The sequence below is a fragment of the Sphingobium sp. Z007 genome (genome assembly GCF_900013425.1).
Classification (GTDB): domain Bacteria; phylum Pseudomonadota; class Alphaproteobacteria; order Sphingomonadales; family Sphingomonadaceae; genus Sphingobium.
In genome coordinates this window covers 2,926,988-2,952,321 of sequence record NZ_FBXK01000005.1, presented here as the reverse complement: position 1 = coordinate 2,952,321, position 25,334 = coordinate 2,926,988, and the positions used below count along the sequence as shown (strand labels likewise).

Sequence of the window (25,334 nt, the reverse complement as noted above, 5' to 3'; positions counted from 1 at the left end):
TATGACCACCCCCCTGCGCCTTGGCGTCAATATCGACCATGTGGCGACCATCCGCAACGCGCGGGGGGGCGAACATCCCGACCCCGTCAAGGCCGCCCTGCTGGCGGTGAAGGCCGGGGCCGATGGCATCACCGCCCATCTGCGCGAGGACAGGCGCCATATCCGCGACGAAGATGTCGCCACGCTGATGGCGGCGCTGAGCGTGCCATTGAATCTGGAGATGGCCGCGACGCAGGAGATGCTGGACATCGCCCTGCGCTACCGCCCGCACGCCGCCTGCATCGTGCCGGAAAAGCGCGAGGAGCGCACGACCGAGGGCGGGCTGGACGCGGCTGGGCAGTTTGATGTGCTGAAACCCGTCGTCGCGGTGCTGGCCGATGCGGGGATTCGCGTCAGCCTGTTCATCGAAGCGGACGCGCGCCAGATCGACGCGGCGATTCGATTGGGCGCGCCGGTGGTGGAATTTCATACCGGCGCCTATGCGCATCTGAGCGGCGAGGCGCGCGCGGCCGAACTGCGCAAGATCGCCGACGCGGCGGCGCTGGCGGCCAAGAACGGGATCGAACCCCATGCGGGGCATGGCCTGACATTCGACAATGTCGCGCCGATCGCGGCGATTCCGCAGGTCGCCGAACTTAATATCGGCCATTTCCTGATCGGCGAGGCGCTGTTCGGGGGGCTGGAAGGCAGCATCCGGGAAATGCGGCGGCAGATGGATTTGGCGCGGTGACGACCGAAGGTCGTCATCCCCGCGACGTTGAGGCGAGTCACGTGCCTCGCCTCAAGGATCTCAGGCCGCAAGCGCTGAGGAATATGGCACGAGACCCCAGCCTTCGCTGGGGTGACGGCCTGGGGGGGCCGTCATGATCATCGGCCTCGGCTCTGACCTCTGCAATATCGAGCGCATCCAGAACTCGCTCGACCGCTTCGGCCAGCGCTTCGAGAGCCGCGTCTTCACCGATGTAGAGCAGGCCAAGGGCAACCGCCGCCCCTTCACCAAGGCGGGCACGCTGGCCAAGCGATTCGCGGCCAAGGAGGCCTTCTCCAAGGCGGTCGGCACCGGGTTCAAGGCGGGCGTGTTCATGAAGGATATCGGCGTGGTCAATGCGCCGTCAGGGGCGCCGACGCTGAAACTGACCGGCGGCGCGCTGGCGCGGCTCGAATCGCTGGTCCCGGCCGGGCATAAGGCGGTTATTCACCTGACGCTGACCGACGATCATCCATGGGCGCAGGCCTTCGTCATCATCGAAGCCTTACCCCTGTGAGTAACACTCCCCCTAGCGAAAGCCCGCCCGTGACGGCCATCGACCTGCCCGAAGAGACGATTCCTTCCGATGCGCCACAGGGGGACGACGCGCGGCGCTCCGCCGTCAACTGGTGGCAGGAACTCAAGAGCATCGTTCTGCTGATCCTGGCGGTGCTGGCCTTCCACAGTTTCGTGGCCAAGCCCTTCTACATTCCCTCCGAATCGATGATGCCGGTGCTTCTGACCGGCGATCGGCTGGTGGTGAGCAAATTCCCTTATGGCTGGTCCTATGTGTCGCCCAGCTTTCACCCCCTGCCCTTCCTGAAGGGCCGCGTGCTGGGCCGCCTGCCCGACCGCGGCGATATCGTGATCGTGTCGCCCCAGAACCGGCGGGAGGATTATATCAAGCGGGTGATCGGCCTGCCCGGCGACATCATCGAAGTGCGCGGCGGCCAAGTGATCCTGAACGGCGTGGCGGTGAAGCAGAGGATGCTCAAACCCATGCGGCTGCTGGTGGATGGCAACGCCCCCTGCCCGCCGCTGCAATTTCCCGGCGCGCTGGTGACGGGCAAGGACGGCAAGGATTATTGCGAACTGCCGGTGCGGCAGGAAATCCTGCCCAACGGCAAGACCTATGTGACGATCGACATGGGGCCGAGCGCGCTCGACTGGTATGGGCCGGTGCGGGTGCCGGCCGACCATGTCTTCCTGATGGGCGACAATCGCGACAACAGCGCCGACAGCCGCGCGCCGCTGGAGGAAAATGGCCTGGGTGGGCCGGTGCCATGGGAGGCGATCGGCGGCCGGGCGGAGTTCATCACCTTCAGCCTGGACGGCGATGCCACCTGGAATCCGCTGAGCTGGGTCCATGCGCTGCGCAGCGGCCGGGCCGGGAACAGCCTGCGACCACAGAGCGTTGCTCCTGCGAAATAACCGAAAAAGGGGCATGGGGTTTTGAGCGACGCGCAGGCAGTTCATGTCGAGCAACCCGGCCCCAGCGAAGTGCGCAGCCCGATCGTCAGCCATGAATTGAAGCGCGCCGGCGTCTGGTTCGCGCTGGCCATCGCCGTCGCGCTGGTCGTGCTGCTGGCGCAGCCGCTGATGCTCATCATGGGCGCGCTGGTGCTGGCGACGATGATGGACGGCGGTGCCCGGTTGCTGGGCCGCATCCTGCCGATATCGCGCGGCTGGCGACTGACGATCGTGCTGCTCGGCGCGGTCGCCTTCCTGACCTATACCGTCTTCCTCACCGGATCGAGTCTGGCGGCGCAGGCGCAGGCGATGCGCACCATCGTCGAGGCGCAGGTGATGCGAATCGGCGGCTGGATGCAGCAACTGGGCATCAGTGCGACGCCGTCCGACCTCAAAAGCCTTGCAGGCCAGGCGATGAGCAGCATGGGCCGGGTCACAGCCGCGGTCGGCACCGCGGTCGGCGCGATCACCAGCGGCGTGATGATGCTGGTGCTGGCGATCTTCATCGCGGTCGAACCCAAATTATACGAACGCGGCGTCGCCTGGATGCTGCCGATCGAGAAGCGCGCCCATTTTTATCTCGTCGCCGACAAGATGGGCTGGACGCTGCGCCGGTTGATGTTCGGGCGACTGATCGGCATGGCGGTGGAGGGCGTGGGCACTTGGGCACTGCTGTGGGCCGGCGGGGTGCCGATGGCGGGCCTGCTGGGGATATTGACCGGCCTGTTCGCCTTCCTGCCCAATATCGGGTCGATCATCTCCGGCGCGCTCATCATCCTGGTCGGTTTTTCGGGCGGGACCGATACCGGCCTCTATGCCTTTGGCGTCTATATGGTGGTGCAGATCATCGACGGTTACCTGATCGTGCCGATGGTGGCGAAGCGCGCCACGGACTTGGCCCCGGCGCTGGTGCTGGCGGCGCAAATCCTGTTCGGCGCGCTGTTCGGCATCATGGGGCTGTTCCTGGCCGATCCGATCGTCGCGATGATTAAGGTCTATCTGGAGGAGCGGTCCAAGGCGATGAAGGCGCGGAACCCGACGCTGGTGGTCGCGGAGCCTGCGGCATAAGGGTACCCGTTCCTTTGCCGCTGCCACATTTGGAACGGCATGGCCTGTTTTGCGGTTGGGGTTATGATAGACTCATAAAATTCGAGAGGACCCCGTCATGAGCATCCCGTTGGACAAACAGAAAAAACTGCATTTCGACCTGAGCAATGTCGGCCTGCGCGCCCATGCGACCGCGGCGGGGCTGCTGCAACTCTGCCAGGAGCTGCGCCGCGCCGGGGTTCTGGACGAACCTGCGATCGAACGGATCAAGGACGCGATCGCCTGCGACATTGAAGTATCCGCATCCCGATCAGTCGCCACGGCCGCCTATCGCCGCGACATCAAGGCGCGACTCGACAAGCTGTTCGCCGGGGAAGAGAAGGTCGGCAGCGCCGATGCGCTGGCCTTTGGCCTGAGCGCCGAAGACGAGAGCGTGTGCCAGGGTCACGCCTGAACCGGGCATGGAAAAAGGGGCCAGAGTGATCGGCCCCTTTTCACTATCTCACTTATTTTCCCTATCTCACCTATTCCGCCGCCAGCAGCGCTTCGGCGCTTTGCAGATTGACTGACACGAGTCGGCTGACGCCGCGTTCCACCATCGTTACGCCGAACAGGCGGTGCATGCGCGCCATGCTGACGGCATTGTGGGTGACGATCAGATAGCGGGTGTTGGTCTGCGCCACCATCCCGTCTAACAGGTCGCAAAAGCGCTCGACATTGGCGTCGTCCAGCGGCGCATCGACCTCGTCCAGCACGCAGATCGGCGCGGGATTCGTCAGGAACAGGCCGAAGATCAGAGCCACGGCGGTCAGCGCCTGTTCCCCGCCCGACAACAAAGTGAGCGCGGCCAGCTTCTTCCCCGGCGGCTGGGCCATGATTTCCAACCCCGCCTCCAGCGGATCGTCGCTGTCGATCAGTTCCAGATGCGCCTGGCCGCCATTGAAGAGCGTGGTGAAGAGTCGGCGGAAATGGCCGTCCACTGCTTCGAACGCGGCGAGCAGGCGCTGGCGCCCCTCGCGGTTCAGACTGCCGATCGATCCGCGCAGGCGATGGATCGCCTGGGTCAGTTCCTCGCTTTCGGCGCGGCTCTTCGCCTGGGCGGCCTCCATCTCTTCCAGTTCTTGGCGTGCGACCAGATTGACTGGGCCGATCCGTTCGCGTTCGGTGTGGAAGCGGTCATGATCGGCCAGTTCAGTCTGGGCCAGCCGCACGTCGGCGCTGGCGAAGTCCAGTTTTTCGGGCAGTAGCGGCGGCGGACATTCGAACCGTTCGCCCGACAGGCGGTTGGTTTCGACTCGCCGTTCGTCGGCGGCTTCGGCGCGGGCGACGGCGGTGGCGCGCGCCTCGCGAGCGGCGGCGAGCGTCTCCCCCGCCTGGGCAGCGCGGCCTTCGGCGGCGCGCAGAGCGGCGTCCGCCTCCACTTCGGCGCGACGAGCCTGGTCGGCCGCGTCGGTCAGGGCCGATCCCTGATCACTGAGCGCAGCGATCGCGTCGGCGAGCGAGTCGGGCTGCGCTTCGATCGCGCTACGCTCGGTCCCGATCTCTTCGGCGCGGGCGACCATGGCGGCGATGCGCTTGGCTGCTTCGCCGGCGCGGGCGCGCCAGCCCCTGATCTCCGCATCAGCCGCCGCCTGCCGCTCGCGGTCGCTGGACAAAGCGCGGTCGGCGAGCGCCTGATCGGCCTGCAACTGGCTTACGGCTCCGCGGGCCTTGTCGCTGGCCTGCGACAGCGCGGCGACCAGCGCGCGCGTCTCCGCGCCGTCCGGCACGGCGGCGCGGGCCTCCTGCGCCTTTTCATGCTCGACCTGCGCAGCGGCGCGGTCGCGCTGCGCTTCGTCCAGTCTTTCCTCTATGCCTTCACGTCGCCCGGCCAGCCGTTCGAGCGCAGTGGTCGCCTCGTCGGCGGCGCGCAGCGCGGCGCGCAGGCGTTGATCGGCCTGCGACAGGTTGGTACGCCCCTGGGCCAGCGCCTGGGCGGCGGCCTGTTCGCGCGTCTTGGCGACATCCTGCGCGGCGGCGGCGCTTTCCACATCGGTGTGGAGCGCGGGGCGGGCTGCGGCGATGGCGTCCAGCCGGTTGAGGCGGATCAGTCGTTCCGCGGCCGCCGCGCCGCCTTCCAGCGCGACATAGCCGTCCCAGCGGCGCAACTGGCCGTCATGGGTGACGAGACGCTGGCCGACGGCGAGGGGCTGGCCCGCATCCTGGCCCGCCACCGCGATCTGGGCCAGACGGCGGGCCAGTGCGGCGGGCGCGGTGACATGGGCGGCCAGAGCAGTGGCCCCGGCGGGGAGCACAGGATCGCCGGGCAACGTATCGGCGCCGGCCCAGCGGCGCTTGCCGTCGGAACCGACCGGCGCCTCCAGATCGTCGCCCAGCGCGGCGGCGAGCGCGCGTTCATAGCCGGGCGCGGCCTTCAATTGGTCGAGCGCGCGCGATCGGTTGCTTGCGCCGCTATCGACGGCCCGTTTGAGCGCCGCCGCCTCGCTGTCGAGCGCGGCAAGGGCGGCGCGGGCGGAGGACAGAGCAGCCTCCGACGCGGCGCGCGCTTCGGCGGCGGACTGGCGGTCGGTGTCGGCGGCCTGGATCGACCCTTCGGCGGCATCGCGATCGGCCTTCGCCCGGTCCTGATCGTCCAATGCCGTGGCGCGCTGCGCCTCCAGTGGGGTAGCGTCCGGCAGGGCAGCGGCTTCGGCGGCAAGGCGCGTCACCTCTCGCTCCGCCCGGTCGAGGCGGGTGCGCGCGGCGGCCAGCGCGGCTTCGGCGACGCGCAGTTCGGCCTGTTCGGCCGCTTGGGTGGCCATCGCCCGCGCCAGTTCGAGTTCGGCGGTGCGCGCAGCGTCCTCCGCCGCGGCGATGCGGGCGGCGAAGGCCGGGCGCAGCTTGTCCGTCTCGGCGATGCGCGCTTTCAGCGTCGCGATCTCGGCGGTCAGTCGCGCGATCGCATCGGCGGCGTCATTGGCGAGCGTGCCTTCGCGCGCGCGATCCTCCTCCAGACGCGACGCTTGCTGGGCCAGGTCTACGAGGCGGCGAACCACCGCCTCGCGCTCGGTGCGCAGCGCGGCGAGGCGATGGCCCGCCTCATTGGCGTCGTCGCGCGCGCTCTGGGCGGCGGCGCGGCGATCGGCCAACAGGGCGATGGCGGCCTGGGCATAAGCGGCGGCGGCAAGCTGCCCCTCTTGCGCAGCGGAGACGGCGGCGTCGGCCTGCTTCGCTTCGGCGCGGGCGGCTTCGGCGCTGGCATTGGCCTCACGCCAGCGGGCAAAGAGGGTGCGGCCTTCGGCGACGCGGATCTGATCGGACAGGCGGATATAGCGTTCGGCAGCGCGGGCCTGCCGACGCAGCGCATTGGCGCGCGCATCCATGTCGAGCAAGATTTCGTCCAGCCGGGCGAGATTGGCCTCCGCCGCACGCAATTTCTGTTCCGCGTCCTTGCGCCGGACATGCAGGCCGGCGATGCCCGCCGCTTCTTCCAGCATGGCGCGCCGCTCCTGCGGGCGGGCGGCGATGACGGCGGCGATTCGGCCCTGGCTGACCAGCGCAGGGCTGTGCGGGCCAGTGGCGGCGTCGGCGAAGACCAGCGACACGTCCTTGGCGCGCACGTCGCGGCCATTGGCACGATAGGCGCTGCCCGCGCCGCGCTCGATCCGGCGGGTGACCTCCAGCTCGCCGTCCGCGCCGACATCGACGGCGTTGAACAGTTCGCCCTGTTCCTGGATGGTGAGCAGCGAGACTTCGGCAAAGTCGCGCTGCGGGCGGGTAGCGGTGCCCGCAAAGATCACATCCTCCATGCCGCCGCCGCGCATGGATTTTGCGCTGGATTCGCCCATGACCCAGCGAATGGCTTCGAGCAGGTTGGACTTGCCGCAGCCATTGGGGCCGACGATGCCGGTCAGGCCCGGCTCGATCCGCAGCTCGGTTGCATCGACGAAGCTCTTGAAGCCGGAGAGTTTGAGCCGCTTTATCTGCACGGGGTCGCACCGGGGCAGCGTGCCGCCCCGGCCTTGCTAAGCGTCGATGGCAGCCCCCGCTGGCGCAATCAGAGGCCCGCTTCCTTGAGCTTAGGCTGGAGCGAGGCCCAGTTGGCGACATTGTCCACCAGCACGCCGTTGATGAGGAAGCTGGGCGTGCCGCTGATCTGATATTGGCTGTTGGCCGCCTCTACGCCCTTGGCGAGCCGTTCGGCGGCGCCCGTGTCGGCCAGGCACTGTTTGGCCTGATCGGCGGAAATGCCGCGTTGCTGGGCAAATTCGACAAGCCCCGCAATCTGCGCGATCGCGCCGGGGCGCTGCGCCGGAGGCAGTTTGTCCACGCCCTGGAAGGCGGCTTCGTTACCCTGCACCTTTTCGAACATCGCCGCCTGATTGGCGAAGAACTGCTCCGACAACGGATAATAAATGTCCTTGCCGCCGCATTGCGCCAGCAGCGCGGTGGTGAGGTCGATCGGATCGCGGACATAGGTGCGGAATTCGAAGCTCATCTTGCCGGTATCGACGATCTTCTTGATTTCCTCCGACGCTTCGGCGGTGAAATCCTTGCAATGGCTGCAAGTGTAGGAGCCATATTCGACCAGTTTGATCTTGGCCGACGGATTGCCCATCAGATAATAGCCTTCGGGCGTCTGGGCGACGGTTTGCGACCAACTGGTCCCGGCCGGGGCGGAGACGGCGGCGACGGGATCGCCGCTGGGCTTGGCGCCCTCCTCGCCCTTGCCGCAGGCGGCGAGGGTCAGGCTGAGCGCGATGAGGGCAAGAGCGGAAACGGCTTTCACGACGGGCAAGGCTCCGATGACTGGCGGTATGAAGGGGGTTTTAGATCAGCGCGCGGCGGGGGGCAATGCAGCCTGGAGAATGGACCAGGTCGATCCCTTGACCAACGTGCCGTTGACGATAAAGCCGGGCGTGCCGCCGATCTTCACCTTGTTCCAGGCGTCGTCGGTCATGGCGAGAATCTGCTTCATCGACCGGGGATTGGCGACGCAGGCGTCGAGTTGCGCATCGGTGAAGCCGCGCTTGGCCATCAGCGTATAGAGGCCGGTCTTCCGCCCGATGTCGCGCATCGCCGCGGTCTGGTCCGCAGGCTTCTGCGTCGTCGCCGCATCATAGGCTTCGATCTGCGGCATCCAGGCGGTCTGGTTGGCGAACAAAGCCTCGTGATTGCCCATGAAGCGGGCCGGGCCGCCGCAGCGGGCGAGCAAAGCGGCGGTCAGGTCATATCGGTCGCGCACGGCGTTGCGGACCTCGACGCTGACCTTGCCGCCCTTCACATAGTCGCTCTTGAGCGGGCCGCTCGCTTCGTCCACGAAATGGGCGCAGTGCGAACAGGTGTAGCTGACATATTCGACCAGCTTGGTCGGCGCATTGGGATTGCCCATGGCATGGCCGCCAATCGGCGAGAGGACGACCCGGCTCACCCAGTTGGCGGCGGGCGCGGCGATCAGCGCGGCGGGAACGGCTAGCAGGGCAAGCGGCAGGAGCAGTTTCTTCATGTGGCGCGTCCGTAATAGGGCTTGGCTGAACCACAGCCGAATGTGGTCGTTTCCTTGGCGCGATTTCCAAGTCAATCGCTCAGATTTTTTAGCGCGATTTCCAAGTCAATCGCTTCAGTTGATCTTCGGCAATCCGCTGCTGTTGGCAAGCCCCTGCGCCAGCGATTCGAGCACGGCGCGCAATTCGGGATCGCCAATGTCACGCAGCGAATCGCCCAGTTCGACCGGAATGGGCTTCAAGTTGCGGGGCGGCGGGCGGCGTTCGGCCGCGACCGGCCTGATGTCGCCCTGCCGGATCGCAACCTTCGTCACGGCGGCATAACCGAAGAAGCGGTTCACCCGTTCGACGATATCGGGCAGCATGTGCTGCACCATCGGGCCATGGCCGCTCATGACCGTCAGTTGGAGCGTGCCGCCGGCCTTCTGCCCCACCGGGAAGCGAATCGATTCGGGCGCGGAAATGCCGGCATAATGCGCGCCGACAATCTCCGCCCAGCGAGTGACGATGCTGGACTGGACGAAGCCGAATTTGCGGAAAGCGGCGCGGCCGATGTCGGGCATCAGGTCCGCGATAGCGCGCGGCGCGCCCACGCGCGGCCGGTCTTCTGCCGGGATTTTGCGACTCTTATATTTCGGGGGGGCCGGGCGTTCCGTCATGGCCCGCTACATGGCATAGGGTCGCCATGCGCGTCGAGGGTAGAGCCACAAAAATCGCAAGCGACCTGCTTGCCCATTATGACGTCCATGCCCGGCGGCTGCCGTGGCGCGCGCCGCCGGGCAGCAATGCCGCCGATCCCTACCGGGTGTGGCTGTCCGAAGTGATGCTGCAACAGACCACGGTGGCGGCGGTCGGCCCCTATTATGCGAAATTCCTGGCGCGCTGGCCCACGGTTCAGGATCTGGCGGCGAGCGAGGATGCGGACCTGATGGCCGCCTGGGCGGGGCTGGGCTATTATGCCCGCGCGCGCAACCTGCTGGCCTGCGCGCGGGCGGTGGCGCGCGACCATGGCGGGGTTTTCCCCGATACGGAGGACGGGCTGCGCGCCTTGCCCGGGGTGGGCGCCTATACCGCGGCGGCCGTCGCGGCGATCGCCTTTGGTCAGCGCGCCGTGGTGGTGGACGCCAATGTCGAGCGGGTGGTGGCGCGGCTGTTTGCGATAGCGACGCCCCTGCCCGCCGCCCGGCCGGAGATACGCGCGGCGGCCGACAGCATCACGCCGGACGCGCGCGCCGGGGATTTCGCGCAGGCGATGATGGATCTGGGCGCGACCATCTGCACGGCGCGCAACCCCGCCTGCGGCATCTGCCCGCTGCGGGAGGATTGCGCCGCGGTTTTGACCGCCGATCCTGCGGCTTATCCCGTCAAGGCGGCGAAGAAGGCCAAGCCGCACCGTAACGGTCACGCCTGGTGGATCGAGCGCGACGGCCATGTCTGGCTGGTGCGCCGCCCGGACAAGGGGTTGCTGGGCGGGATGCGGGCGCTGCCCAGTTCAGACTGGGGCGATGCGCCCGACCCGACGCCCCCGGTAGCCGCCCTCTGGACGACGATCGAGACAGCTGTGGCGCATGTCTTCACCCATTTCTCTCTAGCGCTGCACATCCACCATGCCCATGTGGGGGCGGACATGACGCCGGAAGGCGCGGGCGAATGGTGGCCCATCGACCGCATCGACGCGGCGGGGTTGCCGACATTATTCGCGCGAGCGGCGGACGCGGTGAGGAAAGAAAGGCAGGCAGATGCACGGAACTGATCCAGCGAAGAAACCCGTGCCGGGCTTTGCCGGGGGCAATCTGGACCGGGTGGACCATATCCGCACCAACCCGGCATTGCTGGCCGAGACGTTCGCCGATCCGGCCGCGCGGCTGCTGGTGCTGGACGGGCTGGAACCGGTCGAGGTGGACGGCCATCTGTTGCTGGAGCCGCTGGAGCCGCGCGCGCGGGTCGAGGATCATCTGCTGCTGGGCATCGATCCGGGCAAGCGGCCGATCTTTGCCCGGCTGGTCACGGACCTTGGCCCCAATCTTGTCCCCACGCCGCGTAGCCGTGCGATCGCCGGGCTGGTTCCGACAGAGGAGGTCGCGCTCTATGGCACCGCGCGCAGCTTGGTCCATTGGCACGCCCGCCATCGCCATTGTTCGGTCTGCGGCGGGACGACTCAGCCCGCCAAGGCCGGCTGGTCGCGCAAGTGCGACAGCTGCGCCGCCGAGCATTTCCCGCGCACCGACCCGGTCGTCATCATGCTGGCCGAACATCGCGGACGCATATTGCTGGGCCGCCAGCATGCCTGGCCACAAGGCCGCTATTCGGCGTTGGCGGGCTTCGTCGAACCAGGCGAGACGATCGAGGAAGCGGTGGCGCGCGAATTGTTCGAGGAAGCAGGCGTGCGGGTACATAATGTCCGCTATGTGATGAGCCAGCCCTGGCCTTTCCCCTCCTCGCTGATGATCGCCTGCATCGGCGAGGCGCTGGACGACGCGCTGACGCTCGACCCGACCGAGATAGAGGACGCCTTTTGGTGCGACGCGGATCAGGCGCGTGCGGCGATGGCGGGCGATCCCGATGCTCCCTTCCTTGCTCCGCCGACGATGGCGGTCGCCTGGCACTTGCTCGACCATTGGCTGGCGGCCGTTGCTCCCCCCAGCCTTGTTAGCGCCGACGCAAGCGCGTAAGGCCGATGCCCTTCCCTTCGTGAATTTCAGGACCATTTTCCCTCCATGCTCAGCCTAGAAGAAGCCCAGTCGCGCGCGCAGGATATGGTCAGCGCCGCGCGCAAGGCCGGTGCGGACGCCGCCGATGCCATCTATGCCTGCAATGCGTCGACCAATGTGTCAGTGCGGCTTGGTGCACTGGAGGATGTCGAGCGCTCCGAAGGCGAGGAAATCGGCCTGCGCGTCTTCATCGGCCAGCGGTCCGCCAGCATCTCCGCGTCGGACATGAACCCGGCGACGCTCGCCACGCTGGTCGATCGCGCCATCGCCATGGCGCGCGAGGCGCCCGAAGACCCCTATGCCGGGCTGGCGCCGGAGGACCGGCTGCTCAAGAAGCGCCCCCCCGCGCTCGACCTGACCGACGAGGAAGAGCCGGAACCCGCAGCCTTGCGCGAACGCGCGCTGATGGCGGAGGAAGCAGCGCGCAGCGTGCCGGGCATCACCAATAGCGAAGGCGGCGGCGCGGCGAACGGGCGCAGCCAGGTCGCGCTCGCCACCAGCCATGGCTTTGCGGGCGCCTATGCCGGGACCAGCCATTCGACCTGGGCCAGCGTGCTGGCGGGCACGGGCGCGGACATGCAGCGCGACCATGCCAGCCATAGCGTGCGCCATCTGGAGGATCTGGACGATGCCGAAGCGGTCGGCATCCGCGCCGGGCAGCGGGCGGTGGCGCGGCTCAATCCGGTCAAGGTCGAAAGCGGCGTGATGCCGGTGATCTTCGATCCCCGCATCGGCTCCAGCCTGCTTGGCCATCTGATCGGCGGCATGGTGGGGCCAGCGATCGCGCGCCGGTCGAGCTTCCTGCTGGACTCGTTGGGCGAGGCCTTGTTCGACGCGGGCGTCACCATCATCGACGATCCGTTGCTGCCGCGCGGGATGCGATCGCGCCCGTTCGACGGCGAAGGGCTGCCGGTGGCGCGGCGCGCATTGATCGACAAGGGTGTGCTGACCGGATGGCTGATGGACAGCGCGTCGGCGCGGCAACTGGGGCTGGAACCGACCGGCCATGCCAGCCGCGGCGGCAGCGGCGCGCCGGGCGCCAGCATCACCAACGTCCATATGGAGGCGGGCACGATATCGCCGGGCGACCTGATGGCGGACGTGAAGCGGGGCCTGTACGTCACCGAACTGATCGGCATGGGCGTCAATGGCGTCACCGGCGACTATAGTCGGGGTGCGGCGGGCTTCCTGATCGAAAATGGCGCGGTCGCCCATGCCGTGTCGGAAATCACGATCGCCAGCAATTTGAAGGCCATGTTCCGGGCGTTGACGCCTGCGAGCGATCTGCATTTCCGCTATGCGATGAACGTGCCGACCATCCGCATCGACGGGATGACCGTTGCCGGGGGCTGACGCGCATCTGCGCGCGGTCATATCCGCCGTGGCGGATGCGGCCGACCATGCGCTGACGCTGTGGGCGGGCGGGGAAACCCGCGTGCGCCAGTGGGAAAAGGTGCCCGGCCATCCGGTGTGCGAGGCGGACCTGGCGGTCGATGCGATGCTGCGCGCGCGGTTGGCGTCGATCGACCCGGACGCGGGCTGGCTGTCGGAAGAGACGGCCGACACGGTGCATCGGCTGGGCGTGCCGCGGGTATGGGTGGTCGATCCGATCGACGGCACGCGCGATTATCTGCGCGGGCGGCCGGGCTGGTCGGTGTCGGTCGCGCTGGTCGAGGATGGCACGGTCAGGATCGGCATATTGGCGGCCCCTGCGCGCAACGAATTATGGGTGGCGCAACTGGGCCAGGGCGCGACGCGCAACGGCCAGATTTTGCGTGCCGGACCGCGCGCAACGCTGCCGGGTGCGCGGGTGCCGGCTGACCAGTTGCCACGCGTCGATCGCGATCTGGTGACGGTCGAGAAGCCCAACAGCATCGCGCTGCGCATGGCGATGGTCGCCGCCGACGAAGCCGACCTGGTCGCCACCGTGCGATGGGGCAATGAGTGGGATGTGGCCGCCGCTGCGCTGATCGTGCAGGAGGCTGGCGGCGCGGTGACCGACGCGCTGGGCGATCCGCTGCGCTTCAACCGGCCGCAACCCACCGCCTTTGGCCTGCTCTGTTCCGCGCCCGGCATCCATGCCGCCGCGGTCGAGCGGCTGGCGCCGCGCGCGCGGGAGATATTGGGCCAGCCGCGGGCCTGACACGGCGGACGGCGCGTTGGCGACGCCCGGCGCAATCGCGCCGATAATCGCCGCCAACAGATAGCGGATGCCGGATCACGGTCCCGTCTTGATCAGAGCATTGGGTTCGGCATGGCGCGCGTCCCTGCGGTTTGGTGCGCCGAACCGGGCATAAAGGGTCGGCAGGACGAACAGGGTGAGCAGCGTCGCGGAGATCAGCCCGCCGATCACCACGGTCGCCAGCGGCTTTTGCACCTCCGCCCCCGAACCGGTGGCGAGCGCCATCGGCACGAAGCCAAGCGAGGCGACCAGCGCGGTCATCACCACCGGGCGCAGGCGATTCATCGCCCCTTCCCAGGCGGCCTTTGCCGGTTGCATGCCCTGCGCCACCAGTTGCTGGATGGAGGTCAGCATCACCAGGCCGTTGAGCACGGCGATGCCCGACAGAGCGATGAAGCCCACCGCCGCCGAGACGGAAAAGGGCATCCCCCGGAGGAACAGGGCGAGTACCCCGCCGATCAGCGCAAGCGGCACGCCGGTAAAGACGATCACCGCATCGCGCACCCGGCCCAAAGCGCCATAGAGCAGCAGCAGGATGAAAGCGAAGCAGGCCGGCACCACCAGCATCAGCCGATCGCGGGCCGAGGCCAGATTTTCGAACTGCCCGCCCCATTCCAGATAGGCGCCGGCCGGCAGGCGGACGTCCGCAGCAATCGCCGCCTGCGCGTCCGCCACGACGCTGGCGATGTCGCGCCCGCGCACATTGGCCTGCACCACGATCCGCCGCTTGCCGTTTTCGCGGCTGATCTGGTTGGGGCCGTTGGTGATCGTGATGTCCGCGACGCTGGCGAGCGGCACATAAGCGCCGTCGGGCGTGGGCACAGGGATTTGCCCGATCTGCGCCAGGTCCGAGCGTTGCTTGTCGTCCAGGCGGATGGTGACGGCAAAGCGCCTGTCCCCTTCGAAGATCATGCCCGCGTCGCGCCCGCCGATGGCCGCAGCCACGATATTCTGCACCGCGCGCGCCGACAGGCCGAACTGCGCCAGGGCGTCGCGGCGGGGGCGGATATCGAGCATCGGCAGACCTTGCGTCTGCTCGACGCGCACATCCGCCGCCCCCTGCGTCTGGCGCAGCACTGCCGCGACCTGATTGGCGGTGCGGTTCATGGCGTCGGCGTCGTCGCCATAGACCTTCACCGCCACGTCGCCGCGCACGCCCGCGATCAGTTCGTTGAAGCGCATCTGGATCGGCTGGCTGATTTCGAAGGCGTTGCCGGGCAGTTTTTCGATCTTCTTCTCGATCGCGGCGACCAGTTCCGCCTTGGTCAGCGACGGGTCGGGCCATTGGTCGCGCGGCTTCATGATGATGAAGGTGTCGGAAATATTGGGTGGCATCGGGTCGGAGGCCAGCTCTGCCGTGCCCGTCTTGGAAAAGACGAAGCGGACCTGGGGCAGGGTGGCGATGGCCCGCTCCACATCGAACTGCATCGCCTGGCTTTGTTCGACCGAGGTGCCGGGGATGCGCAGCAATTGGGCAGTGGCGTCCCCTTCGTCCAGTTGGGGCAGAAATTCCTGCCCCAGCATCAGGAATGCGCCGATCGCCGCGACAAAGGCGATGACGGCCGCGCCGATCGTGCGTTTGGGGCGGCGAAGGGCGCGGTCTAGACCTGGCTCGTACCGCGCCTTGATCCATCCGATGACGCGCCCTTCCTTTTCATCCACCCGCTTCGACAGCAGGATCGCCAGCATGGCGGGCACGAAGGTCACCGACAGAATGAAGGCGCAGATGAGGGCGAGAATGACGGTCAGCGCCATCGGTGTGAAGGTCTTGCCCTCCACCCCGGTCAGGGTGAGCAGGGGGACATAGACGAGGATGATGATCGCCTGGCCATAGACGGACGGACGGATCATTTCGCGTGCCGCACCCGCGACCGTCGCCAGCCGTTCGTCCAGCGTCAGCAGGCGCGCCTTGTGATGCTGTTCGTCCGCGATGCGCCGCATGGCGTTTTCCACGATGATGACCGCGCCATCGACGATCAGGCCGAAATCGAGCGCGCCCAGGCTCATGAGGTTGGCCGATACGCCGCCCTGCAACATGCCGAAACTGGTCATCAACATGGTGATCGGAATGACCAAGGCGGCGATCAGGGCGGCCCGGAAATTGCCCAGCAGTGCGAACAGCACGACAATGACCAGCAAGGCCCCCTCGGTCAGGTTCCTGGCCACGGTGTTGATCGTGGAATGTACCAGCGCCGTGCGATCCAGCACAGGCTGGACAATGACGTCGGTGGGCAGGGACGCGTTGATTTCCTTGAGCCGTTTGGCCACCGCGGACGCGACGGTCAGGCTGTTTTCGCCCACGCGCATGACCGCCGTCCCGACCACGACCTCCCGCCCGTTTTCGGAAGCCGAGCCCATGCGGATCGCCTGACCGTTGCGCACGGTCGCGACCTGGCTGAGCAGCACCGGCACGCCTTCGCGCGTCGTGATGACGGTGCGGGCCAGATCCGCCGCGCCGGTGAGGCGGGCGTCGGACCGGACGGCCAGCCCCTCCCCGTTGCGATCGACTACCCCGGCGCCCACGGCGCTGTTATTATCCTCCAGCGCGCGGGCCAGATCGTCGATGCTGATGCGCAGCGCGGCGAGGCGCTGGACATCGGGCACGACCTGAAACTGCTTCACATAGCCGCCGATGGCATCGACCCCGGCCAGGCCAGGCGTGTTCTTGAGCAGCGGCGTCACGATCCAGTCCTGCGCGGTGCGCAGATAGGTCGCCTGATCCGCCTGGCTGATGAGCCGCTCCCCCTCCGGCGTGATATAGCTGCCGTCGGGCTGGAGGCCGGGTTCGCCCGGCTCATGTCGGTCGTCCTTGCGATGCGCCAAGTGGACGGTCCACATATAGACTTCGCCAAGGCCGGTGGCGATCGGTCCCATTTCAGGGGACACGCCGGCGGGCAGGCTTTCGGCCAGCGCGGCCAGTCGTTCGTTCACCTGTTGCCGGGCGAAATAGATGTCGGTGGAGTCGGTGAAGACCGCCGTGATCTGCGCAAAGCCGTTGCGGCTGAGCGAGCGGCTATATTCCAGCCCCTCGATACCCGACAGCGCGGTTTCGATGGGAAAGGCGACCTGGCTTTCGACCAGTTCGGGCGACAGCGCAGGCGCGCGGACATTGACCTGCACCTGGTTGTTGGTGATGTCGGGCACCGCATCGATGGGCAGGCGGCCAAGCGACCAGCCGCCGATGATGCAGGCGATGAGGGTCAGCAGCAGCACCAGCCAGCGCCGCGCGACGGAGAATGTGACGATCGCGTCAATCATCGGTCAATGCCCATGTTCCGCTTCGCCCTTGCCAAGCTCAGCCTTGAGAGTGAAGCTACCGACGGCGGCGATGCGTTCGCCGCCTTTAAGGCCACGGACGATCAATATGTCCGCGCCGCTGACCGCGCCGGTCTGGACCGGAACGGTGCGGAAGCCGGTCGGGGTGCGGACGAAGACGCTCGATTGCCCCTCGACCGTCTGCACCGCGGCCTGCGGTACGCTGATCGCGCGCGCCCCGTTGGCGGTAGGCAGGGACACGAGAGCCGTCACGCTTTCCCCGATGCGCCATTGACCCGCGCTGTTATCCAGCGTGGCGATGGCCGGGACCAGCCGGGTCTGGGGATCGAGGATCGGCGAGAGAAAGCGGATGCTGGCGGCAGCGGTGCGCCCCTGCCCGTTCACCGTCACCTTTGCGCCGGGCCGCAGCCGCGCCGCGTCGGATGCGGAAAGAGACAGGGAGATGGACAGTTGTGAGAGATTGGCGACCCGGTAGAGTTCCGCGTCGGCCGTTACAACCTGCCCCAACATGGCTTTTCTTTCAATGACTTGGCCGGAAATAGGAGACGGTAGCGCGACGCGGTTGAGGCCACCGCCTGCCCGGCCTGTTGCGGCCAGTTGCTGCCGCGCCAGGCGCAGGGCGATGCCCGCTTCGGTCGCCGCGGTGCGGGCGGCGATCAGATCCTGTTCGGGCGAGACACGCTGCGCGAACAGGCGCTGTTCGCGCGCCAGATTGCTGCGGGCCAGCGCCAGGCGCGCCGACGCCGCCTCGATCTCGCCCTGCATCTGTGCGGCCTCCCGGCTTTCCACCACGGCCAGCGTCTCACCGGCGCGCACGGATTCGCCCAGATTGCGGCTGAGCGTAACGATACGCCCGCCGATCGCGGCGGTGACGACCTGGATGCCCTGCGGATCGCCTTCCACCATGGCGGGCAGCGTCAGCGCGCCACCACTTCCGGCGGCGTCGACGGTGACGAGGGCGATGTTGGCGGCGCGAATTTGGTCGTCGGTCATGGCGACGACGCCTTCTTCCTCCTTATGGCCTTCCTCTTCGTGCCCGCCTTCCTCTTCATGGCCGCCTTCCTCCCCATGGGCGTCGGCCTTGACCGCGGGGGACGTGTCGTCGCCACCACAGGCGGCCAGCAGCAGGGCGAGCGCGAGCGGCGTCGCAAATGTCATCTTCATCGGATCAATTCCCAAAATCGCGGGGCGCGGGGATGGTCAGCCGGTCCCGGCGGGCCATGGCGTCATGATAGGCGGCGAGCGCATCGACCGCCGCGAGGCGGGTGTCGGCCAGCGAGCGTTCGGCATCGAGCAGGTCGATCTGGCCGAACTTCCCCTCTCGATAGCCGATGCGGGCGATGCGGGCGGCTTCCTCGGCGGCGGCCAGCGCCGCCCCCGACGCGATGCGCGCGGCGGTTTCCGCATTGGCGACCTCCGCATCGGCGGACGCGATCGCCTGCGTCAACTGGATTTCGGTCATCCGCCGGGTGGCGTCCGCCTTCTGCTGCTCCGCGCGCGCCTGCGCCAGCGCGGCCGATCCGTTGTTGAAAAGCTGCAACGGAATGTTGACGCCGAACAGGACAGCCGTGTCGTTGGTCGCCGACAGGCGGCGGGGCCCGGCGAAGAGTTGCACGTCGGGCGTGCGCTGCGCCCCGGCCAGACGGACCTGCGCCTGCGCAGTGGCGACATCCAGCGCGGCGGCGCGGGCGATGAGCATCGTGGCGACCGGTGCGCGATCGACTGGCCCGGCGGCGGCCAGCGCATCGAACCAGATCTGGTCCAGCGGCCCTTCCACCGGCGCGCCGATCAGACTGGATAGATTCGTGCGGGCGACGTCGGCCAGCCTCCGGGTCTGCTGCGCGGTCGCCTGCGCATTGACATGCATCAGCCCGGCGCGCTGTTCCTCCAGCGGAGAGGCGCGACCGGCCTGCACGCGGACTTTTGCGGCGTTGAGCGCATCGGCGGCGATCGCCAGTTGTCGGGAGGCGACGTCCGCGCGCCGTGCCGCGGCGACGGCGGCGACATAGGCTTGCGTGACCGACAGGCCAAGATCGGCGTCGATCACCGCGCGTTCTACCAGCGCCCTTTCATGCTGGGCGTCGGCCACCGCGATACGCGCGGATCGCTTGCCGCCCAGCTCCAGCGGCAACGTGACCTGCGCGGTGGTTTCCGCACTGTCGAAACCGCTATAGGCGCCGCTGCCGCCGACATTTTCGGTCTGGAGATTGAGTTCGGGGTTGGGGCGCAGGGCGGCGACGGCGCGGGCGGCCTGCGCCGACGCGATGCCGGCTTGCCCGGCTTCGGTGGCGGGCGAGCGGGCGCCGGCCAGATCGAGCGCGCGCGCCAGGGTGAAGGGCGGTGGCCCTTCCTGCGCCCGCGCGGGGGCGCACAGGGCCACGGCCAGCAGGGCCGCGAAAATAGGATACATGATGGAAAACTCCTGAAAGCAACGACAGGCGCCACGCCGCTCGAGCGGCGGGCAGGTCTATCGGCTTCAGGCGATGGGTGGGCGCAGCGCCGTATCGATGACGATGGTCGACAGTTGCACGGTGCGCGGCATCCCGTGCAGATTTTTCAGCGACAGGGGCGAAGCCAGCGGCGCGCGCGTCATGTCGGTACTGACATGATGGCCATGGCAGCCGCCATGATGATGGGGCATGCCATTATCGGCGTCGGCCGGCACCTGGTCGCTATCGCCGTCGGAGTGGCCCGCGGACAGGGATGTTTCGGCGGATTCGCAGCCGAACCCTTCCTTGGCATGGGCTAGCGCGCCGGTTCCCAGGGCAAGGAACAGGCCCATGATCGTCAGGAAGGATAGCCATCCGCGCATGGACCCATCGCCTAACATCAGTTCAACCCATTGTCATCACCGCGGGCGTCAATGTTTGCCTTCGGGCTTTTTCAGGGCGTCGAGAGGGCATTTATGGAAGGCGCGTTTCTCGCCCTTATAGTTCAGGGCGTCGATGCGATCGGACGTGCGGTTCGTGATGGTATAGCTGCGCCGGGGCTGCGCACTGTCCGCCGATGCGAACGGCATGTGGGCGTGGGTATATTCGATCGCATTCCCCTTATCAACAAAGGCCCCCACCGCGCCGATCGGCGAGGAAGGCAGGTCCACCTCGACATAATATCCGTCCGCCGTGAACACCCATGCCTCGCCGCTATCGCAGTTACGCGTTTCACCGACGCTCCAGACGCCGGTCAGCAGTGCAGGCTGCGGGACGGCCTGAGCAAGAAACAGGGCGAGAAAAATCATGGTCGGCTTCCTTTGGTTGGTCCCGCCTTCTGAGCGGCCTTTTGAACGAGATCGTGGATGTAAGCGGCGCCCTGCCCGATCGCGTCGAGCGAGACACGCTCATCATCGCCATGGACGCGCGCGGCATCGGCGCCGCTGACGGGAAAGGGCGAAATGCCATAGACGGGCACCCCGCGTTGCCGCCAAGGCGTGGCATCGGTGCTGGCGACGAGCAGCGTCGGCATGATCACCGCGCTCTGCCAATGCGTCTTGGCCGTCGTCGCGATCAGCCGGTAAAGGTCCGAGTCCAGGGAGGACGGGGCTATCGTCGACCGCTCCCGGATCAGCCTGGCCCGCTCCTCCCCTTCCAACACCGTCAGGCTGACCCGGTCATTGCCGATCGCCTTGCGAAGCCTGGTGAGGAAGGCGTCGAGATCGGTGCCCGGCATCAATCGGGCGTTCAATGTCGCTTCGGCCACACCCGGAATGATGTTGGGCTTGAGCCCGGATTGCAGCATCGTAAGGACCGTCGTGTTGCGCAACAGCCCCTCCATGCCCCAGCCCGACACGGTGTCGCCGGCGGCGATGACAGCCGCCGCAGCGTCTTCCCGTGCCGCCGCCGTGGTTGCGGACAGAAGCCGTTCGACCGGTTCGCGCAGTGCACGCGGGTGCAGGCCGGCCAGCGCCGTCAGATAATCCCTGATCGCCGGCGTCAGCGCTATCGGTTCGCGATAGGATGCCAGCCGATTAAGGGCGGCGACCAGTTGATCGTTGGCGCTGATGCCCTGGCCAAGTGGGCGGGAACTGTGACCGGCAGGGCCTTCCGCGCGCAGTTTGAGATTGACGGTCAGCTTGTCGGCATAGCTGACGGCGATTTCCGTCACGCGCCCATCGACCGCCCGGATCGAGCCGCCCTCATTGAGCGAAAACTCGGCGTCGATCTTGTCCCAATGATGAGCGGCCAGCCAATTCGTGTTGTAGCTGCCCTGTTCCTCATCCGCTTCGGCCAGGAAGATGATGTCGCGGGCAAGCGGCACGCCGTCGGCCTTGATCCGCAGCATGGCGCGCGCAAACGCGGCGACCGCGCCCTTGTTATCCAGCGCGCCCCGGCCGTAGAGATGGCCGTCCCTGATGACACCGCCGAACGGATCGACCGTCCATCGCGTGCGATCGGCCGGCACCACGTCGGTGTGGGCGGCCAGCAGGATCGGACGCTTGCTCCCGTCGCCCTTCAGCCGCGCGATGAAATGGGCGGCCTTCCCGTTGGGCGCGACGATGATTTCGTTGGGTATGGCGGCCGCATCGAACAATCGCTTGAGATGATCGGCGATCGGTCGGGTGTCGCCGGGGGGATTGGATGTATCGATCCGCAGGAGATCGGCCAGCAGCGCCGCCGTCCGCTCGCCTTCCTGATCCTGCGCACGGACCGGTGCTGCGCAAAGCAGCACCGGTAGAAGGGCAAGGCCCATCCAGCGCATCAGAAATTCACCTTCAACCGCGCATAGAGGGTGGCGCCATTCACGCCGAAGGGCGCGATATAGGCGTATGGGAAAATCCCCGCATTGTCGGCGCCATTGGTGCCCGCCGCGACGCTCGCCGCGGTCGAGGCGATCTGCTTTTTGGGGAAGACGTCGAGGATATTGTCCGCGCCCAGAACGAGGGTCGCATTGTCGGTGAGGTCATAACTCGCCTCTAGATCCGTTATGACCTGGCCCTTGAAATGCTGGATGATGTCGAAGCTGGTGCCAGCGGCATTGGCGGGCGTGACCGTGACGTCATAGCCGGGAATAAGCGCGGCGACCTGTGCCGCCGAACGCCCCGTCAGCGCAACCTGCGACACCCGGCCATAATAGCTGTTGGTCAGGTTCAGGCCGAAGCGACCCGACTTCCAGTTGAGGTTCAGCGTCACCTTGTCGCGCGGGATCGAGTCGGTGAAGCGGACCTGCTGCGTCAGGTCGAACAGCACAGTGGAAATACCCATGGCCTGAAGCGTCGCCGGCGTGCCGGCAATGCGGCGAAATTCGGTTTCGGTGAAGGTGCCAGCCAGCGTGGCGTTCAGCGTGCCGCCCGCCAACGGCAGTTTCCAGGTCGCCGTCAAATCCACGCCCTGCGTCGTCGTATCGACGGCGTTGGTGAGATAGGCCACAGACTGGATGCCGGGCTGGCCATTGGCGGCGAGCAAAGTAGTCAGCGCGGCGCCGGAAAAGTTCGACGACAGGGCGATGCGGTCATCGATGCGGATGTTGAAATAGTCGGCGGTGAAGGTGAAGCCGGTGCCTGGTGGGCTGAACACTGCGCCAACAGTGAAGTTTTCGGCTTTTTCGGGCTTAAGCGGCGTCGCGCCGACCAGTGCGGCGATCGGGTCCTGCAACGAGATCGTGCGGATCTTGCGCGGCTCTCCGTTCACGAAGCTGATGTTCGTGTTGCTTGTATAGGATTGCTGGAGCGCGGGCGCGCGGAACCCGGTATTGTAGGAACCGCGCAGGGCCAAGCCCTTCACCAGTTCCAGACGACCCGCCACCTTCCAGTTCCAGGTATCGCCGAAATCGGAAAAATCCTCATAGCGGACTGCGCTGTCGAGCGTCAGCCGATCGAAAAAGGTCTTCTGGATTTCCCCATAGACCGCCTTGCTGTTGCGGCTCGCATTGGCGGTGTCTTCCGGTGCCGTGCCGCCACCGGGCTGAGCGCCGACGGGGGCGGGACGACCGGCATTGGGGCCATCCAGGATCGGGATACCGCCATTGGCGTAGCTGTCGGGCTCGCCCGCGAAGATGCGGAAATATTCCTGGCGATATTCCAGGCCCAAGGCGACCTCCAGCGGCGCGCCATCGCCCAGATCGAATGATTTGGTGAGGTCGAGATTGTTCGTCCACTGGCGGAAACGGTTGCTGCCGCGATCGAACACGGTCTTGCTGGCCGCGCCCTGCGATGTGTTGAGCGAATTGCTGTATCCGGTAAATTCCTGTGAATTGCCGAAGGCGGATGACAGATCATAGCCGATCGTGCCCAACATGCCCTTCAACCCTGCGGCCGCCGACCAGTTTTCGATCTCGATATCCTGGAGGGGCAGGAAGCCGTCGGGATAGATGGCGCGGACATTTTCGTCCTGCCCCGAACGGCGGAAGAAGTTGTACGCCGTCCCTTCCAGCTTGCTGTAGCCGCCAAACGCATAGAATTGCGTTTCGTCCGAGACGGGGAGCTTCAGATTGGCGAAGACCTGCTTGTTGTCATATTTGGGTTGGCCAAATACCCAGATGTCGCGGTCGAAGCTCGCCTCTCGCGGATCGAGCGTCCCGCTTGAAGGGGTGAGGCCTGTTCCCGAGCCGAAATTGCCGGACGGTGCGACCGGCCTGCCCGCTGCGTTCGCGCCGAAATATTGCTGCCGCGTATCGGGCGCTGCGCGATCGGTCTTCGCCTGGTTCTGATATTGCGCGGTGACGCGGATGACGCCGCCATCGCCGATGGCGAACCCTGCGCCGACCCAGGCGACGGCAGTTTCGCCATCGCCACGCGTCGTCTGCCGATAGGTGACGGCGCCATCATAGCCCACCCGATCGTCGAGTTGGAGATTGATGACCCCCGCGATCGCGTCGGAGCCATATTGCGCCGACGCGCCATCGCGTAGAATCTCTACGCGGCCCAAAGCACCGGCAGGAATAGCGTTGAAATCATAGGCGACGTCGCCCCGCCCGATCTGATTGCCCAGGTTGAGGGAGGCCGATGTGTGGCGGCGCTTGCCGTTCACCAGCACCAGCATCTGGCCGGTGGACAAACCGCGCATTGTGGGCGGCGTCAGGAAATCGAGCACGCCAGCGGCCGTGGGCCGCGGCGTGCTGAAGCTGGGGACCGCGACCTTCAACATATCCTGAAGCTCGGTCTTGCCCGAAGACCGCAGGTCGTCCGCCGAGAGGGAATCCACCGGGCTGAGCGATTCCGTAGCGACACGGCCGCCAAATCGGCTTCCGGTCACGATGATATCCCCGGCCGGTTCGGCCTGGGCTTCGCTATCCTGGGCAAGCGCTGCGCCGCTCCAGCCCAGGCTCAATGCGAGCGCGGCGCCGGATATTCCGGCATGAACGGTCCTGCGTGACGGCAAAAACATGAAAAACCCCTTTTGGAAAAGCGTGAAGCCTCCTGCGTCGAGGTCGCGACCGCTCATGGCGGCAATCTGGTCCGGCCCGCGTCACCTCGTCGTCATGATCATGCGGCGACCACCTAAAAATACAATTGACGTAAAGACACGAGTCCATGCATAAAATTTATACCCTTGAGGACGACGCATGAACTTCAGACAATTGGAAATCTATCGCGCCGTCATGATGAGCGGCTCCGCGTCGCGCGCGTCGGAACTGCTCGAAATCACGCAGCCCGCGGTCAGCCGTTCTATCGCTGAACTCGAAGCGTCTATGGGCTTCTCGCTGTTCGACCGGGTGCGCGGCCGATTGGTGCCAACGCCTGAAGGACAAATGTTCTTTACCGATGTGGTCGCTAGTTTCGTGGGACTGGACACGCTGCGCGCGTCGGCCGCGCGCATACGGGATTTCGGGTCTGGCAGCATCCGGGTCGCGAGCCTAGCCGCGCTGGGTTCGACGCTGGTTCCGCGCGCCATCAGCCGCTTCAACCGCCAGCATCCCGACATCGCGATAACGCTCCAGGTCCGTTTTTCCTCGGCTGTGCGTGACCTGGTCGCCAGCGGGCAGTTCGATATCGGCCTAGCCGCCGACGAGATTGATATATCTGGCGTCGATCATCGGCAGTTTCAGAGCATCCGGGCGCTGTGCGCCATTCCGGCCGGCCATAGGCTGGCAAGCAAATCCGTCATCGTGCCCGGCGATCTCGATGGCGAGCCCTTTATCGCGCTTTCTCCCGAAGACAGGGCGCGGGCGCGCCTCACGCGCGCGCTGGACGAAGCAGGCGCCAAGCCAAGAATCATCGTCGAGACGCCCTATTCGATCACGGTCTGCGCGCTGGTCCTTGAAGGCGTGGGGATAGGCATCGTCAATCCCAACGCCATCGACGGCTTTCCCGAACGCGGCCTCATCCTCAAGCCGTTCGAGCCGGAGATTTATTTCAAGACGCTTCTGCTGTTTCGTCCCGACGCGCAACGATCGCAGATCGTTAAGGATTTTACCGCTGCACTACTGGAAGAACGCCAGGCGATCTATAAAATCTGATTATAGAGTCGTGCCTGCTGGGCAAT

21 protein-coding genes are annotated in these 25,334 nt (G+C 66.6%); 10 read left to right on the top strand and 11 right to left on the bottom strand.

What is annotated here, in order from left to right:
* Nucleotide 1: 1 nt before the first annotated feature.
* The 5 genes from CEQ44_RS22200 to CEQ44_RS22180 all read left to right on the top strand — a co-directional run bounded on the left by CEQ44_RS22200 (nt 2) and on the right by CEQ44_RS22180 (nt 3,719).
* A complete protein-coding gene (locus tag CEQ44_RS22200) occupies nt 2-730 on the top strand; it encodes a pyridoxine 5'-phosphate synthase (protein ID WP_088184177.1) in 729 nt (242 codons plus the stop codon).
* Between the two features lie 133 nt (nt 731-863).
* A complete protein-coding gene (gene acpS / locus CEQ44_RS22195) occupies nt 864-1,265 on the top strand; it encodes a holo-ACP synthase (protein WP_088184178.1) in 402 nt (133 codons plus the stop codon).
* 29 nt (nt 1,266-1,294) lie between these two features.
* On the top strand, nt 1,295-2,179 hold the full coding sequence (lepB, locus tag CEQ44_RS22190; RefSeq protein ID WP_088184179.1) for a signal peptidase I: 885 nt from the start codon (nt 1,295-1,297) through the stop codon (nt 2,177-2,179).
* A gap of 21 nt (nt 2,180-2,200) precedes the next feature.
* Nucleotides 2,201-3,286 (top strand): AI-2E family transporter, encoded by a 1,086-nt coding sequence (locus tag CEQ44_RS22185; RefSeq protein WP_088184180.1) that lies wholly within the window; start codon nt 2,201-2,203, stop codon nt 3,284-3,286.
* A gap of 97 nt (nt 3,287-3,383) precedes the next feature.
* Nucleotides 3,384-3,719 (top strand): hypothetical protein, encoded by a 336-nt coding sequence (locus CEQ44_RS22180; protein WP_088184181.1) that lies wholly within the window; start codon nt 3,384-3,386, stop codon nt 3,717-3,719.
* Between the two features lie 70 nt (nt 3,720-3,789).
* On the opposite strand, the gene smc is transcribed toward CEQ44_RS22180, so the two are convergent.
* The 4 genes from smc to CEQ44_RS22160 form a co-directional block, all read right to left on the bottom strand.
* Nucleotides 3,790-7,233, bottom strand: a complete 3,444-nt coding sequence (smc, locus tag CEQ44_RS22175; RefSeq protein WP_088190042.1) for a chromosome segregation protein SMC — start codon at nt 7,231-7,233, stop codon at nt 3,790-3,792.
* A 68-nt stretch (nt 7,234-7,301) separates the two neighbouring features.
* A complete protein-coding gene (locus tag CEQ44_RS22170; RefSeq protein WP_088184239.1) occupies nt 7,302-8,033 on the bottom strand; it encodes a thioredoxin domain-containing protein in 732 nt (243 codons plus the stop codon).
* 45 nt (nt 8,034-8,078) lie between these two features.
* Entirely contained in the window at nt 8,079-8,750 is a 672-nt protein-coding gene (locus CEQ44_RS22165) for a thioredoxin domain-containing protein (protein ID WP_088184183.1), read from the bottom strand.
* A gap of 114 nt (nt 8,751-8,864) precedes the next feature.
* Nucleotides 8,865-9,407 carry a DUF721 domain-containing protein gene (locus CEQ44_RS22160; RefSeq protein ID WP_088184184.1) on the bottom strand — a complete coding sequence of 181 codons (543 nt, stop codon included), beginning with the start codon at nt 9,405-9,407 and terminating at the stop codon, nt 8,865-8,867.
* A gap of 26 nt (nt 9,408-9,433) precedes the next feature.
* Between CEQ44_RS22160 and mutY the strand changes: the two genes are divergently transcribed.
* The 4 genes from mutY to CEQ44_RS22140 are packed head-to-tail and all read left to right on the top strand — an operon-like array spanning nt 9,434 to nt 13,602.
* A complete protein-coding gene (gene mutY, locus CEQ44_RS22155) occupies nt 9,434-10,501 on the top strand; it encodes an A/G-specific adenine glycosylase (protein WP_088184185.1) in 1,068 nt (355 codons plus the stop codon).
* A complete protein-coding gene (gene nudC, locus CEQ44_RS22150; protein WP_088184186.1) occupies nt 10,488-11,420 on the top strand; it encodes an NAD(+) diphosphatase in 933 nt (310 codons plus the stop codon). Before mutY ends, nudC begins: the two co-directional genes overlap by 14 nt.
* A 45-nt stretch (nt 11,421-11,465) precedes the next feature.
* Nucleotides 11,466-12,812 carry a TldD/PmbA family protein gene (locus tag CEQ44_RS22145; protein ID WP_088184187.1) on the top strand — a complete coding sequence of 449 codons (1,347 nt, stop codon included), beginning with the start codon at nt 11,466-11,468 and terminating at the stop codon, nt 12,810-12,812.
* A complete protein-coding gene (locus tag CEQ44_RS22140; RefSeq protein WP_088184188.1) occupies nt 12,799-13,602 on the top strand; it encodes a 3'(2'),5'-bisphosphate nucleotidase CysQ in 804 nt (267 codons plus the stop codon). The genes CEQ44_RS22145 and CEQ44_RS22140 overlap by 14 nt, the downstream gene beginning before the upstream one ends.
* A gap of 75 nt (nt 13,603-13,677) precedes the next feature.
* On the opposite strand, the gene CEQ44_RS22135 is transcribed toward CEQ44_RS22140, so the two are convergent.
* The 7 genes from CEQ44_RS22135 to CEQ44_RS22105 all read right to left on the bottom strand — a co-directional run bounded on the left by CEQ44_RS22135 (nt 13,678) and on the right by CEQ44_RS22105 (nt 24,236).
* Entirely contained in the window at nt 13,678-16,899 is a 3,222-nt protein-coding gene (locus tag CEQ44_RS22135) for an efflux RND transporter permease subunit (RefSeq protein ID WP_088184189.1), read from the bottom strand.
* Nucleotides 16,900-16,902: 3 nt separating this feature from the next.
* The gene (locus CEQ44_RS22130; RefSeq protein ID WP_088184190.1) at nt 16,903-18,081 is read right to left on the bottom strand and encodes an efflux RND transporter periplasmic adaptor subunit; all 1,179 of its coding nucleotides are present in this window, start codon (nt 18,079-18,081) and stop codon (nt 16,903-16,905) included.
* A 4-nt stretch (nt 18,082-18,085) separates the two neighbouring features.
* Nucleotides 18,086-19,327 (bottom strand): TolC family protein, encoded by a 1,242-nt coding sequence (locus tag CEQ44_RS22125; RefSeq protein ID WP_088184191.1) that lies wholly within the window; start codon nt 19,325-19,327, stop codon nt 18,086-18,088.
* Between the two features lie 66 nt (nt 19,328-19,393).
* On the bottom strand, nt 19,394-19,729 hold the full coding sequence (locus CEQ44_RS22120; protein WP_088190902.1) for a hypothetical protein: 336 nt from the start codon (nt 19,727-19,729) through the stop codon (nt 19,394-19,396).
* Between the two features lie 48 nt (nt 19,730-19,777).
* Nucleotides 19,778-20,155, bottom strand: a complete 378-nt coding sequence (locus CEQ44_RS22115; protein ID WP_088184193.1) for a hypothetical protein — start codon at nt 20,153-20,155, stop codon at nt 19,778-19,780.
* Complete coding sequence (locus CEQ44_RS22110; protein ID WP_088184194.1) at nt 20,152-21,612, bottom strand: M20/M25/M40 family metallo-hydrolase; 1,461 nt, start codon at nt 21,610-21,612, stop codon at nt 20,152-20,154. Before CEQ44_RS22110 ends, CEQ44_RS22115 begins: the two co-directional genes overlap by 4 nt.
* On the bottom strand, nt 21,612-24,236 hold the full coding sequence (locus CEQ44_RS22105; RefSeq protein ID WP_088184240.1) for a TonB-dependent siderophore receptor: 2,625 nt from the start codon (nt 24,234-24,236) through the stop codon (nt 21,612-21,614). The genes CEQ44_RS22110 and CEQ44_RS22105 overlap by 1 nt, the downstream gene beginning before the upstream one ends.
* A gap of 178 nt (nt 24,237-24,414) precedes the next feature.
* Here CEQ44_RS22105 and CEQ44_RS22100 point away from each other — a divergent pair, with 178 nt between their 5' ends.
* Complete coding sequence (locus CEQ44_RS22100; protein WP_088184195.1) at nt 24,415-25,308, top strand: LysR substrate-binding domain-containing protein; 894 nt, start codon at nt 24,415-24,417, stop codon at nt 25,306-25,308.
* Nucleotides 25,309-25,334 lie beyond the last annotated feature (26 nt).

What these genes read in the sequence shown, in the direction of transcription:
- nudC (WP_088184186.1), top strand. Translation starts at nt 10,488, where the DNA reads ATGCACGGAACTGATCCAGCGAAGAAACCCGTGCCGGGCTTTGCCGGG.
- CEQ44_RS22160 (WP_088184184.1), bottom strand. Translation starts at nt 9,407, where the DNA reads ATGACGGAACGCCCGGCCCCCCCGAAATATAAGAGTCGCAAAATCCCG.
- CEQ44_RS22130 (WP_088184190.1), bottom strand. Translation starts at nt 18,081, where the DNA reads ATGAAGATGACATTTGCGACGCCGCTCGCGCTCGCCCTGCTGCTGGCC.
- CEQ44_RS22110 (WP_088184194.1), bottom strand. Translation starts at nt 21,612, where the DNA reads ATGCGCTGGATGGGCCTTGCCCTTCTACCGGTGCTGCTTTGCGCAGCA.
- CEQ44_RS22100 (WP_088184195.1), top strand. Translation starts at nt 24,415, where the DNA reads ATGAACTTCAGACAATTGGAAATCTATCGCGCCGTCATGATGAGCGGC.
- CEQ44_RS22135 (WP_088184189.1), bottom strand. Translation starts at nt 16,899, where the DNA reads ATGATTGACGCGATCGTCACATTCTCCGTCGCGCGGCGCTGGCTGGTG.
- CEQ44_RS22115 (WP_088184193.1), bottom strand. Translation starts at nt 20,155, where the DNA reads ATGATTTTTCTCGCCCTGTTTCTTGCTCAGGCCGTCCCGCAGCCTGCA.
- mutY (WP_088184185.1), top strand. Translation starts at nt 9,434, where the DNA reads ATGCGCGTCGAGGGTAGAGCCACAAAAATCGCAAGCGACCTGCTTGCC.
- CEQ44_RS22105 (WP_088184240.1), bottom strand. Translation starts at nt 24,236, where the DNA reads ATGTTTTTGCCGTCACGCAGGACCGTTCATGCCGGAATATCCGGCGCC.
- CEQ44_RS22120 (WP_088190902.1), bottom strand. Translation starts at nt 19,729, where the DNA reads ATGCGCGGATGGCTATCCTTCCTGACGATCATGGGCCTGTTCCTTGCC.
- CEQ44_RS22180 (WP_088184181.1), top strand. Translation starts at nt 3,384, where the DNA reads ATGAGCATCCCGTTGGACAAACAGAAAAAACTGCATTTCGACCTGAGC.
- CEQ44_RS22145 (WP_088184187.1), top strand. Translation starts at nt 11,466, where the DNA reads ATGCTCAGCCTAGAAGAAGCCCAGTCGCGCGCGCAGGATATGGTCAGC.
- CEQ44_RS22125 (WP_088184191.1), bottom strand. Translation starts at nt 19,327, where the DNA reads ATGTATCCTATTTTCGCGGCCCTGCTGGCCGTGGCCCTGTGCGCCCCC.
- CEQ44_RS22165 (WP_088184183.1), bottom strand. Translation starts at nt 8,750, where the DNA reads ATGAAGAAACTGCTCCTGCCGCTTGCCCTGCTAGCCGTTCCCGCCGCG.
- acpS (WP_088184178.1), top strand. Translation starts at nt 864, where the DNA reads ATGATCATCGGCCTCGGCTCTGACCTCTGCAATATCGAGCGCATCCAG.
- CEQ44_RS22200 (WP_088184177.1), top strand. Translation starts at nt 2, where the DNA reads ATGACCACCCCCCTGCGCCTTGGCGTCAATATCGACCATGTGGCGACC.